Origin of the sequence: Variovorax paradoxus, assembly GCF_024734665.1 — a bacterium.
Classification (GTDB): domain Bacteria; phylum Pseudomonadota; class Gammaproteobacteria; order Burkholderiales; family Burkholderiaceae_C; genus Variovorax.
The window spans coordinates 1,664,774-1,681,166 of record NZ_CP102931.1; the positions used below are offsets into that span (position 1 = coordinate 1,664,774).

Here is a 16,393-nt window from a genome sequence, read left to right on the forward strand (position 1 = left end):
TCAGCTGTTTTCTTTCTGGGGAAAATGGACCCACCCGAAACCGAGCACGAGGGGATCAAGATGTCAGCCGACGACTGGTGGAAGTGCGGAATCGTCTATCAGGTCTACCCGCGTTCGTTCCAGGACAGCAACGGCGATGGCATCGGAGACCTGGGCGGAATCCGCGCCCGGCTGGATCATCTGGTCTCGCTCGGCGTCGATGCCGTCTGGATCTCGCCGATCTATCCCTCGCCGATGGCCGACTTCGGGTACGACATCTCCGATTTTTGCGACGTCGATCCGCGCTTCGGCACGCTGGACGGCTTCGATGCGCTGGTGCAGGAGGCCCACGCGAGAGGGCTCAAGCTCATCCTGGACTTCGTGCCCAACCACACGTCGGATCGTCATCCGTGGTTCGCGCAGAGCCGCAGCGCGCGCAGCGATCCGCGACGCGACTGGTACATCTGGCGCGACCCGGCGCCGGGCGGCGGGCCGCCCAACAACTGGCTCAGCAATTTCGGCGGCCCGGCCTGGGCCTTCGATGCGACCACCGGCCAGTACTACTGCCATTCGTTCCTGAAGGAGCAGCCCGACCTCAACTGGCGCAACCCCGAGGTGCGAGCCGCGATGTACGAGGTGCTGCGCTTCTGGCTTCGGCGCGGCGTCGACGGATTCCGTGTCGACGTGCTCTCTCAAATCATCAAGGACGCGCAGTTCCGCGACAACCCGCCGAACCCGGACTTCGCCCCGGGCCAGGACCCATTTTTTCGCTGGCTGATGCTCTACAACACCGACCTGCCGGAGGTACAGCCGATCGTGGCCGAGATGCGCCGCGTGGTCGACGCGTTCAGCGACACACGCTCGTCGCGCGTGCTGATCGGCGAGCTCTACCTGCCGCTCCCGCGCCTGGTCGCCTACTACGGACTCAACGCCGCAGGCGTGCTCGAAGGCGTGCAGCTGCCCTTCAACTTCCAGCTGATCTCAACCGAGTGGCAGGCGGCGCGCATCGACCGTTTCGTGCGCGACTACGAAGCCGCCTTGCCCGCCGGCGCCCAGCCGAACTGGGTGCTGGGCAACCACGACAGACCTCGCATTGCGAGCCGCGTCGGGCCACAGATGGCGCGGCTCGCGGCCATGCTGCTGCTCACGCTGCGCGGCACGCCGACGCTCTACTACGGCGACGAGATCGGCATGACGGACGTCCCCATTCCCGCCGATGAAGTGCAGGACCCGTTCGAGAAGAACAAGCCCGGCATGGGCCTGGGTCGAGACCCGGAGCGAACACCCATGCAGTGGAGCGCGGCAGAGCATGCGGGCTTCTCGACCGGTACGCCGTGGCTGCGCCTGGCAGCCGACTGGCCCACGAACAATGTGGAGGCGCAATCGCACGACGCAGGGTCGATGCTGGCGCTCTACCGGCGCCTCATCGCGTTGCGCCGCGCGCAGCCCGCGCTGAACCGGGGCAACTATGAAGCGCTTGAAACCGGGGGCGAGGTGCTCGCCTATGCGCGCAACGACGAAGGGCAGCGGCTGGTAGTGCTCTTGAACTTCGGCACCACCCCGGCGCCGATTTCGCCGGCGTTGATGCCGCGCCAGCCGGTCGTGCTGGCATCGACCGATCCTGCGCGCGCCGAGTTCATCAAGGGGCCCCTGGTGCTGGCGCCTTGCGAAGGCATCGTCATCGGCGCCGTGGACGACAAGGGTCCGACGACACGATGAGCGATCAAGACTTGCCGGTCTGGATCTCGACGTAGCTGCGCGCATGCCAGCGCACTCGAATGGGCCACTTCGCGTCGGCAATGGTTTCCGAATTCACGTCCTTGCCGCTGCCGTAGTTGATCTGCCGGTCGGGACGCCTGTTGAGGCCGATCAGCAGCACGATGCGGCTGCCCGCCGCGAGCTTGCAGGCCGTCACACGTTCGGCGGTGAACGCAAGCAGCTGACGCTCGCCGGCCCGCAGAAGCCGGCGACGCATGCGATGGCCTGCGTAGCTGGCGCGAAAGTCGTAAGGATCGAACAGCAGCTGGTATTCGCCGCTTGCCGTCTGCTCGTACAGCGAGATGTTGAAGTCCACGTCCTGCCGTGAGGGCGTGATGTCGAACACGCCGCGCAGGCTGCCGATGAGCTCGGTGCCCTCCGGGAGCGGATCACTGACAAAGCTGATGCTGTTGCGCGCCGGCAGTTGCTTCACGCGCAGCGCATCCGGCCACGGAGTGCGCACGTCGTGTCGATCGGCGAGATCGACCGAGAGCCGCACGTTGCCACCGCCTTCGGACGGCGACGGCAACAGGCGGTGCGGGTCGTCGCGCTCGCGGGTGTCGAGGTAAAGGCGCAGCGGGGTGCGCTGCGGCGCGTCCAGCGTCGACGCATGGCGCCACTGATCCGCGCCCATCACCTGGTAGTTGACGCGATCCATCAGCAGGGAAGGCTTGTTCGCGCCCTTCAGGATGTGGTCGAGCCATTGGTAGCGCAGCTCCGGCAGGTCGACGCGTGCGACGGGGTCGAGCGTGTAGCCGCGCAGCGTCGGCGCCGTACCGCGCCGGATCGAGGCCGCGTCGTAGGGGCCGAGCAGCAGCGTCGTGTCGGCCTGCGGCCGGTTGCGAAGATGCTCGTGGTGGTAGTAGAGCGCGCCGGCGTCGGCGCCGTAGTAGCCGGCAAAGCTGAGCACCGGGATGTCGATTCGCGCAAACTGCTCCGCCGACGGCAAGAACTTCTGCCAGTAGCGATCGTGGCTCGGGTGCGTCAGCCAGGTTCGAATCAGCCTGCTGCGCTTGCCCAGCAGGACGCGGTCTATGTCCCAGTAGGGGCGATTGCCGCGATGCCAGCGCGCGTCGAGTGCCTGCCACATTGCGTCCGGGTCGGCGTCGGCGTCGACGCCGGCCCGCAGGGGCTCGGCAGCCGCGTGCTCCTGCGCCCAGCGGACCGTGGCATTGCGGAAGATCTGTCCGGCCATCGGGAAGTCGATGCCCGGCGCCATTGGTGCGATCGTGGCGATGGCCTTGAGGGCAGCCGGTCTCCTGCGGGCGGCGGCCCAGGCGGCGTAGCCGGAGTAGCCGTCGCCGAGCATGGCGACGCGGCCGTCGCTCCACGCCTGCCGGGCAATCCAGTCGATGACGGCAGCGGCATCTTCGCCGTCGCGAACGAACGGCCACACGGCGCCCTTGCCATCGGGCGTGCGTCCGCGCACGTACGCCGTGACGCCGACGTAGCCTTTGGCGGCACTGTGCTGTGCGTCGTCCTCGGCGGGATCGAGCGTGAAGCGCAGCAGCGTCGGCAGAGTTCCATTCACGCGGCCGGGCCGAACCAGGTTCGCATGAATGACACCCCCGCGCACGGGAATCCTGACGTCAGCCTCCGCCACGTAGCGGTTGCGGTTTTCCGCCGCGAACAATTCGGGCAGCAGCGCATTGAAGCTGCGACGCGACTGGTACGAAAGCCAGGTTCGCACGAGCGCCAGCGCATCGGCCTGCGGAAGGCTGCCCTTCGCGCGCCAGAGATCGAAGGCCTGGCGCAGCGGCTCTCTGTACACCGCCGGTGGGGTTTCGAGCCGCGCCATGATGGCCTGGGCTTGCGCGTTGTCGAGCGGCGACACCAGTTCCTGGAACGAGCGCGCGTAGGCTTCCGCGAAGCCGAGGCGCCCGTCCGCTTCGAGCATGCGCGCATGCGCATAGATGCCGTCGAGGATCGCCCGCTCGACCAGACCGTCGAACGGCTTGCCCTGGCGGCGGCTGCGCAGGGAGCCGCTGCTGTCGTAGGCTGCACGATAGGCGCCGCTGACGATCTGCAGGGCGGTCAGGTTGGCCAGGAAGACATCGGTGTCCGCCTCCTGGTACACCGGCAAGATGCGCTCGGCCAAGTCTCGCATCAGGTCCGCCGCGGTGGCATCGTCAGGATCGCGCGGTGGCCGGAAGCCGAAATCCGCCGCCCAGGACCAGGTCGGCCAGGCAGGTAGCGCAAGCATCAGCCGCATGAGGGCGCGACGCGCACGACTGGCGGTTGACCCGGGGTGTCTCATGGTCGCTGCTCCTCGGGCACGGCGTTCGGCGCCTTGACCAGATGCACCACCTGCGTGAACAGCCGGTCGTGCGCTCCTCCGGCCGAGCCTATGTGAACGATGCCCGTGTGCGTGAGCTTGCCCAGCGCGTCGATGATGAGTTCGAGCGTGTCGTCGTCGAACGCGCCGAAGGCTTCGTCCATCACCAGCCAGGGCGGCGCCTGCAGCACCACGCGGGCGAAGCCCAGCCGCAACTGCTCGTCCATGCTGAGCTCGCTCTCCCAGCGGCCCGTCTTGTTCAGCAACTGTTCCAGACGCTGGAGGCCCACACTTGCCAGTGCGGCCACCATGGCTTCTCTCGGATAGGTCGATGGCTCCATCGCATACGACAGCACTTCGGCCAGCGTGCCGCGGGGAATGTAGGGCGTGCCGCGCGGCATGTAGTGGATCGTCTCGCCGACGGGCCGGCGCACGGTGCCGCAGCCCCAGGGCCAGAGGCCCGCCAGCGCCCGGAACAGCAGGGTCTTCTCCGTGCCCGGTGTGCCGAGGATCAGGACGCGCTGGCCGCGGTGCACGACGAGACTGGGGTCGTCCAGCTGATCGTGGCCGCTCCAGGAGCGAACCTCGAGCGCTTCGATTGCGAGCGTCCCGGCTTCGCTCTCCTGATAAGCGATGCGGCTGCCGCCTGCCTGTGCCTCCAGATCGGACGCCAGCATCCGGCGCAGGTCGGTGACACGCAGCAGCGTGGCGCGCCAGTCGGCAATGATGCTGAAGTTGTCGACGAACCAGCGCAGCGACGACTGTGCCTGGGTGAAGGCCGCGGCAGCCATCATCAGGCCACCGAACGAAACTTTCCCCGAGAAGTAGAGGGGGGCGGCCACCAGCGTCGGCGCGATGATGGTGACCCAGCCGAAGCCCGCGGTGACCCAGGTGAGGTTGGTCAGCCCGAGCACCACGCGCGACGTGGCGCGCAAGACGTCGCCGAAATGCATGGCAACGCGACGCTTCTCGTCGGCCTCGCCACCAGCCAGGGAGATGCCGTCGAGATGCTCGTTGATGCGCGTCAGCGAGAAGCGCAATTCGCCTTCACGCGCGTAGCGCTCGGCGTTGCGAGAAATAAGGCCGTTGCCGACCCAGTAGGTGAGCAGCGAGCCGGCGATCGCATAGGCAATTGCCGCCCACAACATGAAGCCCGGCAACACGTGGTCCTCGCCGTTGAAGAAGAGGCTGAAGTCCTTGGAGATGACCCACAGCACGCTCGCAAAGCTGCCGAACAGCATCGCTGCCTGCAACAGACCCACGCCGAGGGTGACCGACAGATCGCACAGCTTCAGCGTGTCGTCGTGCATGCGCTGATCCGGATGGGCTCCCATCGGGCCGCTGGCCTGGAGCCAGAACGCCCGGCGCGGCTGCAGCCACAGCCCCACGAGGTCAGTGACCACGGCCTCGCGCAGCTTCCGCTGCAAGGTTTCGCCCAGCCACCTCTGCGCGACGTTCAAGACCAGCAGCACGCCCGCAATGATCGCGAAGACGCCTACCTGCACGACGAATTCGCTCAGGTCGCGACGCGAGATCGCATCGTAGAACGGCTTGTTCCAGCTATTGAGTTCGATCTGCCCATACGCCGTGAGCGCGACGACCACGACGATCGCGCCCATCAGCGCGACAAGCGATTTCGCGACCGGGGACACTCGCAAGGCGCCGAGCAACTCGCGGACCTGACGGAAGACGCCGGCTCTTGCAGCCGGCTCGACACGGTTCTCCGGCCTTGCGCTCATCGCTCCTGCGGCGCCTGGCAAGCGGCGGCCGCGATGCGGCGCGCCGAGACACACGAAATGAACGCGGCGTGGCTCCATGCCAGTTGCTTCGCCGAGGTCTGCGCGCCGCTGCGCTGGTCGAACTGTTCCGACAGATCACCACTGGCCGGCGTGTATGCGCGTACCGTGGCGAGGTAGGCGTCACCGCGCTCCATCCACTGGCTCCAATGGCGTGCATCGCCGCCCATCGCCGCAGCGCGGAAACAGAACTCGGCGGCGCCGAGCGTCGAGAAAAAGTACGCACCGCCCGAGTAGTACACGTCGCCAGCGTACCGACCCATCGCCGCGCCACGGCCTGCGGCACGGCCGTGGTTGATCGGATAGGCCGCATCGAACAGCGCGTCGAGTCGCGCCAGCGTGGCCTGCATGCGCGGATCGGCCGGGCCATGCGCGGCCTCGGTGCCGAGGCCGTGGATTGCCGACAGGATCACCGCGATGTCCAGTGCCTTCGGACTGGGCTGGCCGTCCGTCAGCGTGCGTGAACGGTAGTAGCCGCGCGTCGAGTCGCGGTCGTCTGACTGTCCGTCTCGTTCATCTACCCAGTAGTCGTCGAGCAGGCGCTGCACGGCCCGCGACTCCTCCCGGCAGCGCTGCGCCTGCGCCGCGTCGCCCAAGCCCTCCAGCCATGCCGCGCCTTCGGCCAGCGCGGCCCCTGCGACGCGCAGTGTGTAGTAGTGGTGGCCGAGTTCTTCCTCCCAGATGTCGTATGACGGCTCGCGCCAGTGACGCAGCGTGAAGTCGATGTCGAAGCGAATCAGCGGCGCGACCTCCGCCAGCAGGGCCGCGTCTAGGTGCCCGCCGGCCGCCCAGCGCAGCAGCGCCAGCGCGCGCAATGGCGGCCCGTCGTGCTGGGGGCGCGCCCATCGGAGGACGTCGAGCGTACCGTCGGGGTTCACTCTCGTTTCGGCGACGACGGCATCGCCGTGGACGCTCCCGAGGTCATGGTCTTCGCGCAGAAACTGCAGGAGTTCGGGGGCCACACGCGCTCTGCGGCCCTGCTCCGCGGCAACCGCGCGGCCGTCGAGTGCGTTCACGGCAAGGCTGAAGCGGGTGAAATCGCGCAGATGCTGCAGGGCTTCGTCGCCGATGCGTCGGTCAGCGTAGAGCAGGCGCAGTGCATCGATGACGACAGCAGAGTCGCGGAACCAATGAAAGAAGTAGTCCGGGTCCGGGTCGTAGTTGCCGAGTACGGGCGAAGCGATGATGGCGCCGGCAACCGGCCGTATGGTCTGACCGAAGCCTGGGCGATGCTTGACGATCGACACCGGCGAGATGCAGGGCAGCATCGCGCTCGCCGAAGCAGACAGCTGTCTTTCGAGCCATGACTCGAAAGCCGGGTCTTGCTGGCTCGCCACGCTGAAGGTCACGGTGCAGGCGACCCGAGATGCGGGCTGCTGAAGTCCAGGGCGCGCAGCCCGGCCTGCACTTCGGGCACGCTCATGAACAGTTTCCACAGAAGGCCCGTGCGATGGTTCTCCATCATCACGACGATCGGGCCCTGGTCGATGGCGAGATATGTCTCTGCGAACCAATCGCGCCGTTCGCAGAACGCATCGATGAAGCCGTAGTCCTTCCACAATCGCGTGCCATGCACGGTGAGAAAATGCCGCAGAACCTGCATTACCTCGGTGGGCGCATACGGCAGGCTGGCCAGCGCGGCCGTCGGCGAAATGGTGCCGTTGTCGATGTCCGGGGCGTGGGCGAGGTAGCCGTCGGGGTCGTCGCTGGCGGTCAGGCCCCAGCACGATTCGCCGTAGCCCGGGTGGCCATGAGGATTGGCGATGCAGTGCGCACGGTTGATCTGCAGGTGGCGGCAGTTGAGATCCCAGTAGTCGGCGTAGCGATCCTTCAGGCCGTGCGGATCGAGGCCGCAGAACGAGTAATGCGTGAAGAACAGCGGGCCGGCGTACGGCATGCCCAGCGGTATTTCGATGCCGTAGTACGACCGGCCGTTGAGGAAACCGGGCCCCGCCGCAAAGCCGCGGTGGTACACCCGCGGATCGATCGCATGGCGCGGCGCGGCCGCCGCCAGCAGGTAGGTGATGAGGCACTCGTTCCAGCCGCGCACTTCATGGTTCATCGCCCAGCCGTGGTTCGGGCTCCAGTGCCAATACAGCACGTCCCGCCCGCCCTGGGTGAACCAGTTCCATTCGACCTCGTGCCACAGCGTGTCGATGTCACTGCGCAACCGGCGCGCCGCGGCCGTGTCCTCGCTGAAATACTGACGCGCACAGAGCAGGCCCATGCAGAGGAACGAGGTCTCGACCAGATCGCCCGCGTCGTCCTTGGGGCTCATCGGGATCGTCTCGCCGCTCGCTGCGTCCATGAAGTGGGGGAAGGCGCCGTGGTAGCGCCTGGCGCGAAAGAGGGCGTCCCGCATGCGCCCCAGGCGCTCCAGCGCTGCGTCCCGCGTGACCCAGCCGCGCTCCACCGCGACGATCAAGGCCATGATGCCGAAGCCCGTGCCGCCGATCGCCACCCTGTCATCGGGCAGGTCTTCGCCCGTGGCGCCGACGAGCGTACGACGGTCGAGTGCCAGGCCGCTGCCTGCATCCGCACCGTCCCAGAAATAGCGGAAGGTCTGCCGCTGCACGGCGTCGATCAAGGCTTCATCGGGCAGGGCTGCCAGTGCCCTCGGGTTCCTGTCATCCATCAACACGAACGGCTCCTTTCGTTGTTGTCCCGGGTGTCACTTTTGGTTTCACCGAATCGTCGGCGGCGCCACGCGGCCGAGGGCTCTCTGACCGCAGCATGCCATCATTAAGGCCCTTGGGTTCTATTCGAAATCCCTGATGAGCCGCATCGACACCCTCATGGCCCGGATGACGCTAGCCGAAAAGCTGGGTCAACTGACGATGACTGCCTCCGGCTACACGGTCACCGGGCCGGTGCTCGCGGGGGACTCCACGCAGTCGATCATCGACGGCACCGTCGGCAATCTGCTGAACATGGTCGGCGCCGGCCACACGCACGAGATGCAGCGACTGGCCGTCGAGAAGTCACGGCTCGGCATTCCGCTGCTGATCGGCCTGGACATCATTCATGGCCATCGCACGCTCTTTCCGATCCCGCTTGCGGAGGCCGGCACCTTCGACGAAGACCTCTGGGAGCGCACGGCGCGCGAGGCCGCGCGCGAAGGCGCTGCCGACGGCCTGGCGATGACTTTCGCGCCGATGCTCGATGTATCGCGCGATCCCCGCTGGGGCCGCACCGCCGAAGGACCCGGAGAAGACCCTTGGCTGAACGCACGCATCGCGCAGGCCAAGGTGCGCGGCTTCCAGGGGGCCGATCTGTCATCGGCCGAATCGCTGGCCGCCTGTGCGAAGCATTTCGTCGCGTACGGCGCAGTCACCGCGGGGCGGGAGTACGCCGCCGTGGACATCTCCGAGCGCACCTTGCACGAGGTGCATCTGCCGGGCTTCGCAGCAGCGGTGCGTGCCGGCGTTGCGACGCTGATGCCTGCCTTCACCGATCTCAACGGCGTGCCGATGACGGCGCACATCCCCTTGTTGCGCGACTGGCTGCGCGGCGAGATGGGCTGGGACGGCGTCATCGTCAGCGACTACAACGCGATCGCGGAACTGATCAAGCACGGCGTTGCGGCCGATCTCGTCGACGCCGCGGTACTGGCGCTGAAGGCCGGCGTCGACATCGACATGATGGCCGACGCGTATCGCAAGGGCCTGCCGATCGCGCTCGAGCAGGGACGGGTGACGATCGAAGAGATCGACGCGAGCGTGCGCCGCGTGTTGCAACTCAAGGAGCAGCTCGGCCTGTTCGACGACCCCTACCGTCGCGGCGCGACACCGGAACCCGCGGCGGTTGTCGCCGAGCGGCACGCGGTGGCGCGCGACGCCGCGCGCAAGGCCATCGTCATGCTGAAGAACGAGCGGGACACCCTGCCTTTGCCTGCTGCGGCGAAGGCACTGTGCGTCATTGGCCCGCTGGCCGACGCAAGCACCGAGATGAAAGGCCCGTGGTGGGGTGCCGGCGGGGACGAGCCGGCCATCAGCGTGCTTGCCGGCTTGCGCGCCGCGCTGCCGCAGACCGACATACGCCATGCACCCGGCGTTGCCATCGAGAGTGATGACGACAGCGGCATTGAGGCTGCCGCCCTGCTGTGCGACGGCGCCGACGCCGTTCTGCTGTGCCTGGGCGAGCGTGCCACGATGAGTGGCGAGGCCGCGAGCCGCGCCACGCCCGCGCTTCCCGGCCGGCAACAGGCTCTGGCCGAAGCGGTGACGGCACGTGCACACGCGCTCGGCATCCCCGTCGTCGCAATCTTGTTCTCGGGCCGTCCGCTCGTCGTCCCCTGGCTGGCCGAACACGCCGATGCGCTGCTGGCTGCATGGTTCCTCGGCATCGAAGCAGGCCATGCGATCGCCGACGTGGTTACGGGCCAGGTAACGCCTGGCGGTTGCACGCCGATGAGCTGGCCGCGCGCCGTCGGGCAGCTGCCGATCTACTTCGGCCAGCGTCCCACCGGCCGGCCGATGAATCCCGCCGACTACTTCACGAGCAGGTACCAGGACGTCGAGAATGCGCCGCTGTATGCCTTCGGCCACGGCTTGACTTACGGCCGATTTGTCTACGACGAGCTTCAGGTCGAGCCGCGGCGCGTGGGCGAGCAGGATGCGCTGAAGATCAGCGTCAGACTGCGTAACGTTGGCGCGCGCGAGGCCGAAGAGACTGTCTTCCTGTTCATTCGCGGCAAGCGGAGCCGTGTCACTCGGCCGCTGCTGGAACTCAAGGGCTACGCGAAGCTGCGATTGATGCCGGGCGAAGCGGGCTCGGTGAACCTGGAGCTGCCGGCGGCCGAGTTGCGCTACCTCGGGCAGGACCTGCAGCCTCTGTTCGAGGCGGGCGAAGTCGAGATTCTCGTCGGGCCGAGTGCCGAGCAATCAGGGTTGCTGCGGCAGACCATCGAGTTGTGTTGAAGCGCTAGGGGCGTACGGGCATACCGTTGCCCGTGGCTATACTGCGCCGGTCACGTCAAAAAGAGGCGTGATCGGGATTGGACTCCCGTGCAATCACTGCGACGCAAGCCGCAGTTTCCCCGCAGGGTCTGCGGCTTTGTCGTTCGTGCCTCCAGTTTTGGCGGCTCGATGGGCGGGCGCGAGCCCGGCCGGTTTCACGCAAGTGGTTGCCCGGTAGTCCAACCCGTCGAGCTGCCGCCTCCGCTTGGACTCGGGTGCGGCGGTTTCAGCAAACCGCAATCACTTGGAGGCCATTCATGGCTGCATCCGCTCGCGCATCTGCGCACGTTCACTCACTTCCCGAATCTTCTGAAGCCGCTAGCGTTGAATCGCTTGTGCTGCAGGTATGCGATGACATCGATAGCCTTCATGCTGTGCATCGTGCCTATGCGTGTCTTGAAAAACTCATCGTTCCGCAACGCGTGAACGACAGCGAAGAGGTCTATTCGACGCGCGCCGAACTCGGCGCTCTGGTGCGGCTGGTCAATGAAGAACTGCAGCGGCGCGTCGAAACGGCCGAGGCTACGATTCAGTCGTTGCGTGCTGTCGCAGGCGAGGGTGGTGCGCAATGAAAAGATCGCCATAAACCATGTCCGTCGGCTTCGGGCCTCTTTGCGCAGGCCGTGCGTGAGGCTCCAGTCGGGCATGAATGTCGTACAGCGACCTTACCTAGATCGCCGGAAAGCAGACCTTCGCAGCATGCTCACAACACTAGTCGAACAGATTGGTATCGCGGCAATGAAAGCGCGTGCACACCAACTGAAGGCGCGTCAACAATCAATCGCTAGGAAGTCCAAAGTATTGAAGCTCGCCAATCGTGGCTAGGCAAGCGCAGCTTCGTTCACAACGCAAGGGGATCATGGAAAGCGAAAGAAAACGACTCGAGGAAGAGCAAACCTTCGCCATCTTTGCACTGCCTGAAGACTATGCGTACTACATCGGCCAGGTGGTGAGCATTGGTTCCGACGGCTTGAGGGTCGTTCGCAAGCAACTTTCGATAAAGAGTCCGTACAGAATTGAGGTAGTGCCTGCATCCAGCATTTCCAGAGTGGAATACGAGAGCGGCTTGGCGGCAACGCGAATCGTGGCGGGCGTACTGGTGCTGCTTCTACTAGCTGGCATCTTCTACTACCTGGGGGTTTATTGGGACAGCCTTGAGCCAGGTACGACCATCCGGGTCGGTCTGCTTGGGCTTGCCGGGATCTATGGGCTGAAGTGGGCCTTTATGTCGCGGCGGCACCAACTGACATTTCACCTCCACGACGGCAGTCGAGTTCGATGGCGCTCCCGCTCGGGCGACTTCAAGTACAAAGAGCGGGTTGCCAGTCGTGCAGTGGAGCATTTAAGAGAGCTTGGATTGCTGGCCCGCAGTGCGGCATAGGGGGCTTGGCTTGACGCAATCCGGCCATAACAAGACATCCAACATGCTTGCCAAATTGCCACCAGAATACCGCCAATAGGTCACCACGAATGAGCTGTTCGAGGGCCGGGTTGTCACAGCAACGCATGAGGGCGACATCATCCTCTGGGGGAGGAAGAAGCGGCATCTGCCAACGAAGCCATGGAGGTCGACGCGCGCGCCCCAGGCTTTATCGCCTTTGCCGGGGACGGCGGCGGCGAGGTCTTCGCGTTCGACAACGCTGGAGCAATTTTCTTGCTGCCTATGATTGGTATGGGTATGGAGCCGGAGGCTGCCATGCCGGTTGCCGCAGACTTTCTCGAGCTCTGCAGGGGCTTTCAACGCGAATGAGGGGGCACGCTCACAGCCGTGCGCCCTCGATGGCAAAGTTCGGCCACAACCCGTCGTTCGCCCGCAGCTTCCAGTTCGCCTTAAAGCCGGCGTTCAGCCGCCGCAGCGCCGTCCTCAAATGATCAAAGCACACCCCTCCGTCATTCCTGGCGACTCAGACATCTACGGAGCGTCGCCTTCCGTCGTATCCCTTGCGCTGAACGCGCGCCGTCTTTTTGATTCCAACTATGGCGCACGATTCGATGAGAACACTGTTGTGCGGTTGGGCGCAGTAGTTGGTCTTCTTTTTCACAGTGCGCAAGGAGCTGAGTGGGATGACTCCGTGCTGGAGTCGTTTTTCAGACAACTGGCACTCGTCCGCGTTGAGAAGCTGTATGCGATTCCCACCGGCTATGAATATGCACGCGATCCCGATGCGGCCATGGAGATACTCGATTTCGAGCCACCGCTGCTCGGTTCCATCAACCCGACAATTGATGACTTCTCTAAGGTCCGGGGCGGGCAGATAGGGCTCTATAGCGGCAGTCATTTCCTCTTTTCGCCCTGCCTCAATTTTTCTCTGCTCGACGTGAATGGTCAGTACACCATGATCCTCGGCCCGCGTAGATTCGTCGACAGCATTTTCGGATCGGCAGTTGAGGCAACTTGGAGTGAAATCAATCCGAACTTCGACATTGACCCCCCGTCCTCGCCAAACTTCTCGACGCCAAAACAGCGTACGGCTATGGAACGTAGTGCGCAAGGGCCAGCGATCCCGCGACCAGCTAGAGTCGATTAAGCGCCGGAGTCGGCCAATAGCAGACCTTAAATGACAGCACCCAGTCCACCGCTCATGATGTTCAGTCCCGTGTTGTTAGACGCGCTGAGGGCTTGCCAGTACAGCCCATCAGCGACCTGCAGTTATGACTTGATGGCAGGCGGTCTGATCTGGGATGACGAGCTACCTCTGAGGACGGATTCCGGCCTCAACTTGCGAGCATCCGTGCATCTTCGCAAGGTGATTGCCTATCGAGCGTCACTCATGCTGGACGAGCCGAGGACCGAATTGGAGGAAGACTGGATCGAGTTGATGCGCCTTCTTCCTGCGTGGCCTGGCTTCAGAACCGAGCGAGTTGCCGGTGAAGCACAACGCCTTTTGAAGGTGCATAAATACAAAGAGTCAAAGGCGATTCGGCGGCTTGAGAAAGATGGGTTTTGACTTTCTCCTATAGGCCGTCTCGGTGTTCACTTTGGGCTTCGGGGCCGACGACACTGTGGCAGGATTCGGCCAGTAGCGGACCTTCGTCGTGGCCGTCCAGTTTGCTCGAGTCGGCAAGGTCGGCGCAGCGCGGCTTAGATACCATGACGACCCCACCCCACGACCAGAAGCTCAGATTCGCTCTATCCTGAATATGAACAATTCCTTGTCGCTGCCGCTTGACCTACTGGAGCGGATACTTCCCGGCGCGACGCTTCAACCGGATTCAATACTTGCAGCAGCAGAGCGCCGAGGCCTCGCCTACAAGTTCGTTGCCATCCCAAATTGGGCGCAGACGGAGGCTCAGTATGGCAAGACCGACTTGTTCGACTTGATATTCGCCGGCAAACCTCTCCCGCCGGGGGAGGTCGTTGTAGTCGCCGACGGAAGTTTTATCAGCGGCGAACTGCTTTGCTGCGCGGTCGACGAACTGCGTCAAAGGGTGAGCCTTTCATCCCAGTTCATGTTCGATGGAGACGTGGTGTTCATGTGGCCTCAGGTAGCCGGTCTGACCGTCTTCCATCATGAGGGCGGCTTTACCCACATCGGTTGGTGAGCCGGGCCGAACGGGGCGCAATGCCGACGGCAGAATGCGGCCAAATGCGGGCGGTCGCCAAGGAGCTTCGATGCGCCACACCCCATTGCAACCCGGAGCTAACGGTATAAGGACTGTCGGTGTTGTCGATCTTCAAATTCGCGCGGCAGCCTATAGCGAAGTTTCGCGTCATTCAGGAGCACTGGTTTCTAGACAAGTACCGCTTCGGCTCGGATGACCCCGGTATCGTGGCGGCATGGCTGCAGCAGAACGGCGGCCGCGGCCAACCGTGGAAGTTTGAAGCAGGCCTGCACGTGCTTACGGAGCGTGGAATTGTGCGAAGCGGTCCGGCGCTGGATGCATGGATCGATGTCCACTTGGTGGGGCAGACGGGACGGTGCTCAAACTAATCTGCCCGCGGGATGGTGTCGAACGTCCGCTTCGGAGCAACTCGTAATGCCCGGTTTGGGCCCTGAACGGTCGGTCGCCTGACTCGAAAGCGGACACCCGTCGCCACTATTTGGGCCGCGACTTCTTTCGCTTTCCCGCATCCAGGAAACTGCATTCTGCTGTCTGAATGCGCTGCTGAGCCTCAGCCACCTCGCCGCTTCGATAGAGCTCATGAATCGCAGCGACTTCTGACAAACACTTCTCATAAGCCTTAGCAGCGTCGGCGCTTTTCGTTCGTTGCATGACGCTCGTGATGCCCTCGACCAGCGAGTTCATCATCATGTCGAGCGTGATCGTGTAAGTAACACAGGAGTTCAGGAACACAAAGTCCGGTGCACCAACAAAGATGCTGGTGAACCGGTCACCTATCTCGCGAACGGTATGCGGAACTGGAACTGAGTAGGTGGTCATGGAAATGATCGCGTCGACACGACGGGTGACTGGTTCTGGCCGACTGCGGCTATACCTCGCCCCGACCCACGGCCATGGCGATTCGGTAGGCGACGTGCTCGGCCTGTCCCTTTCCTGGAAAGTCGTCGGGGACGACCTCAATCGCCTCAACTTCAAGGCGGCTTCCAAGTTCAGCGCTTGCCCGAGCCACACCAGCCAGTATCTCGGATACGTGGTTCGACAGGTCAAACTGGACTGCGGTTTCCATTCGGTCCATCGCGAGTAGCCGAATCACCGTTGGGCCATTGGGCGGCGCCTTTCCAAATCGAACGGAAACCAGGACGCACTTTGGACCGGTCACGTGCTGATAGCGGTAGAAGACCGAACGCTGGATGCGTGTGATGTCCATTTTTTGAGGGCTGTTGCGAATGAGAGGTTCTGGCCGTACCCAGTCTTACGGCTTCGACATGATGCACTCGGAGTGCTCATGATTCCAACTGCCCCCGCGATCCAAGCAGCTATCGATTGACAGCTCGCGGCCCAGCCACAGGCCAGCAGTGATGAAGGCTGCTGTCAGCAGCAAGGCGATTCCAATGCGTGATCGTGTGCTCATGATGAAAGGCCCGCCGCCGTCAGGCGTCTTTGCCGACGAGCGCAGATACGCGGTCCGTGTCAGCGTTCTTCATCTTCGGCCGCTCGGTCCAACCAGTGAAGAAAAATGCTTGCGAGGCTTGGGTCCGAATTCGGCATCATCCTGACTGAACATTGGACCAGCCGGCGCGCGGTGAGGTTGTAGCGGCGGCGAATTCACCACCGTTGTACTGCACACCATGTCCGTCACGGTCTGCCGCAGCGGGTGAAAAGACAGAAGGACCGTGTCGATGACAAGGGGAAGGAAGAGAAACATAGGCTGGCGAGTGAAGCCAGCTACTAGCCCTCCTGTCAAAAGCCAGAGCAGTCTTATGCTGGGTCTTGCTATGCGCTGCAGGGCGGAGAGTTCCGGACCAGACTTCAAAGAGATCACGGTGATGGAAGTGATCACTCGGCCAATTGCGTAGTTTCTATTGGAGAGTCCGACCCAGTGATATGCGACAAAGAGCAAGAGGGACACCGTCATCGTGATAGTGGCTGCGTATGAATGACCTTCTATGGCCACGGTCAAAACAAGTACCACCGCAAGCAGTATCAAGAAGTCGACGGCAAACGCAATCACGCGACGCTCCATCGAGGCTAGATGTGTCCGAACGGTCATTGGAACGTGTTGC

General features: G+C 63.9%; 16 protein-coding genes. 9 read left to right on the forward strand and 7 right to left on the reverse strand.

Annotation, left to right across the window (positions count from 1 at the left end; genetic code table 11):
• Positions 1–60 precede the first annotated feature (60 nt).
• On the forward strand, positions 61–1,698 hold the full coding sequence (locus tag NWF24_RS07750; RefSeq protein ID WP_258355258.1) for an alpha-amylase family glycosyl hydrolase: 1,638 nt from the start codon (positions 61–63) through the stop codon (positions 1,696–1,698).
• A 4-nt stretch (positions 1,699–1,702) separates the two neighbouring features.
• On the opposite strand, the gene NWF24_RS07755 is transcribed toward NWF24_RS07750, so the two are convergent.
• From NWF24_RS07755 to NWF24_RS07770, 4 genes are read right to left on the reverse strand one after another with little or no spacing between them, the layout of a single operon-like run.
• The gene (locus NWF24_RS07755; protein WP_258353684.1) at positions 1,703–3,994 is read right to left on the reverse strand and encodes a CocE/NonD family hydrolase; all 2,292 of its coding nucleotides are present in this window, start codon (positions 3,992–3,994) and stop codon (positions 1,703–1,705) included.
• On the reverse strand, positions 3,991–5,751 hold the full coding sequence (locus NWF24_RS07760) for an ABC transporter ATP-binding protein/permease (protein WP_258353685.1): 1,761 nt from the start codon (positions 5,749–5,751) through the stop codon (positions 3,991–3,993). The genes NWF24_RS07755 and NWF24_RS07760 overlap by 4 nt, the downstream gene beginning before the upstream one ends.
• The gene (locus NWF24_RS07765) at positions 5,748–7,157 is read right to left on the reverse strand and encodes a glycoside hydrolase family 15 protein (RefSeq protein ID WP_258353686.1); all 1,410 of its coding nucleotides are present in this window, start codon (positions 7,155–7,157) and stop codon (positions 5,748–5,750) included. The genes NWF24_RS07760 and NWF24_RS07765 overlap by 4 nt, the downstream gene beginning before the upstream one ends.
• Positions 7,154–8,443 carry a glucoamylase family protein gene (locus NWF24_RS07770; protein WP_258353687.1) on the reverse strand — a complete coding sequence of 430 codons (1,290 nt, stop codon included), beginning with the start codon at positions 8,441–8,443 and terminating at the stop codon, positions 7,154–7,156. Before NWF24_RS07770 ends, NWF24_RS07765 begins: the two co-directional genes overlap by 4 nt.
• 139 nt (positions 8,444–8,582) lie before the next feature.
• Here NWF24_RS07770 and NWF24_RS07775 point away from each other — a divergent pair, with 139 nt between their 5' ends.
• The 8 genes from NWF24_RS07775 to NWF24_RS07810 all read left to right on the forward strand — a co-directional run bounded on the left by NWF24_RS07775 (position 8,583) and on the right by NWF24_RS07810 (position 14,698).
• Positions 8,583–10,727 carry a glycoside hydrolase family 3 N-terminal domain-containing protein gene (locus tag NWF24_RS07775; protein WP_258353688.1) on the forward strand — a complete coding sequence of 715 codons (2,145 nt, stop codon included), beginning with the start codon at positions 8,583–8,585 and terminating at the stop codon, positions 10,725–10,727.
• Positions 10,728–11,023: 296 nt separating this feature from the next.
• A complete protein-coding gene (locus NWF24_RS07780; protein ID WP_258353689.1) occupies positions 11,024–11,338 on the forward strand; it encodes a hypothetical protein in 315 nt (104 codons plus the stop codon).
• Positions 11,339–11,625: 287 nt separating this feature from the next.
• Entirely contained in the window at positions 11,626–12,147 is a 522-nt protein-coding gene (locus NWF24_RS07785) for a hypothetical protein (RefSeq protein ID WP_258353690.1), read from the forward strand.
• A gap of 180 nt (positions 12,148–12,327) precedes the next feature.
• On the forward strand, positions 12,328–12,516 hold the full coding sequence (locus tag NWF24_RS07790) for a hypothetical protein (protein WP_258353691.1): 189 nt from the start codon (positions 12,328–12,330) through the stop codon (positions 12,514–12,516).
• 118 nt (positions 12,517–12,634) lie between these two features.
• Positions 12,635–13,294 carry a hypothetical protein gene (locus tag NWF24_RS07795; RefSeq protein ID WP_258353692.1) on the forward strand — a complete coding sequence of 220 codons (660 nt, stop codon included), beginning with the start codon at positions 12,635–12,637 and terminating at the stop codon, positions 13,292–13,294.
• Between the two features lie 30 nt (positions 13,295–13,324).
• Complete coding sequence (locus NWF24_RS07800; protein WP_258353693.1) at positions 13,325–13,714, forward strand: hypothetical protein; 390 nt, start codon at positions 13,325–13,327, stop codon at positions 13,712–13,714.
• Between the two features lie 88 nt (positions 13,715–13,802).
• Positions 13,803–14,309: a hypothetical protein gene (locus NWF24_RS07805; protein ID WP_258353694.1), complete on the forward strand. Its 507-nt coding sequence runs from the start codon at positions 13,803–13,805 to the stop codon at positions 14,307–14,309.
• Positions 14,310–14,431: 122 nt separating this feature from the next.
• The gene (locus NWF24_RS07810) at positions 14,432–14,698 is read left to right on the forward strand and encodes a hypothetical protein (RefSeq protein WP_258353695.1); all 267 of its coding nucleotides are present in this window, start codon (positions 14,432–14,434) and stop codon (positions 14,696–14,698) included.
• Between the two features lie 106 nt (positions 14,699–14,804).
• Here the strand turns inward: NWF24_RS07810 and NWF24_RS07815 are convergent, their stop codons facing one another.
• From NWF24_RS07815 to NWF24_RS07825, 3 genes are all read right to left on the reverse strand, one after another.
• Positions 14,805–15,149, reverse strand: a complete 345-nt coding sequence (locus NWF24_RS07815; protein ID WP_258353696.1) for a hypothetical protein — start codon at positions 15,147–15,149, stop codon at positions 14,805–14,807.
• 49 nt (positions 15,150–15,198) lie between these two features.
• Complete coding sequence (locus NWF24_RS07820; RefSeq protein ID WP_258353697.1) at positions 15,199–15,537, reverse strand: hypothetical protein; 339 nt, start codon at positions 15,535–15,537, stop codon at positions 15,199–15,201.
• A gap of 273 nt (positions 15,538–15,810) precedes the next feature.
• A complete protein-coding gene (locus NWF24_RS07825) occupies positions 15,811–16,380 on the reverse strand; it encodes an RDD family protein (RefSeq protein WP_309148864.1) in 570 nt (189 codons plus the stop codon).
• Between the last annotated feature and the right edge of the window lie 13 nt (positions 16,381–16,393).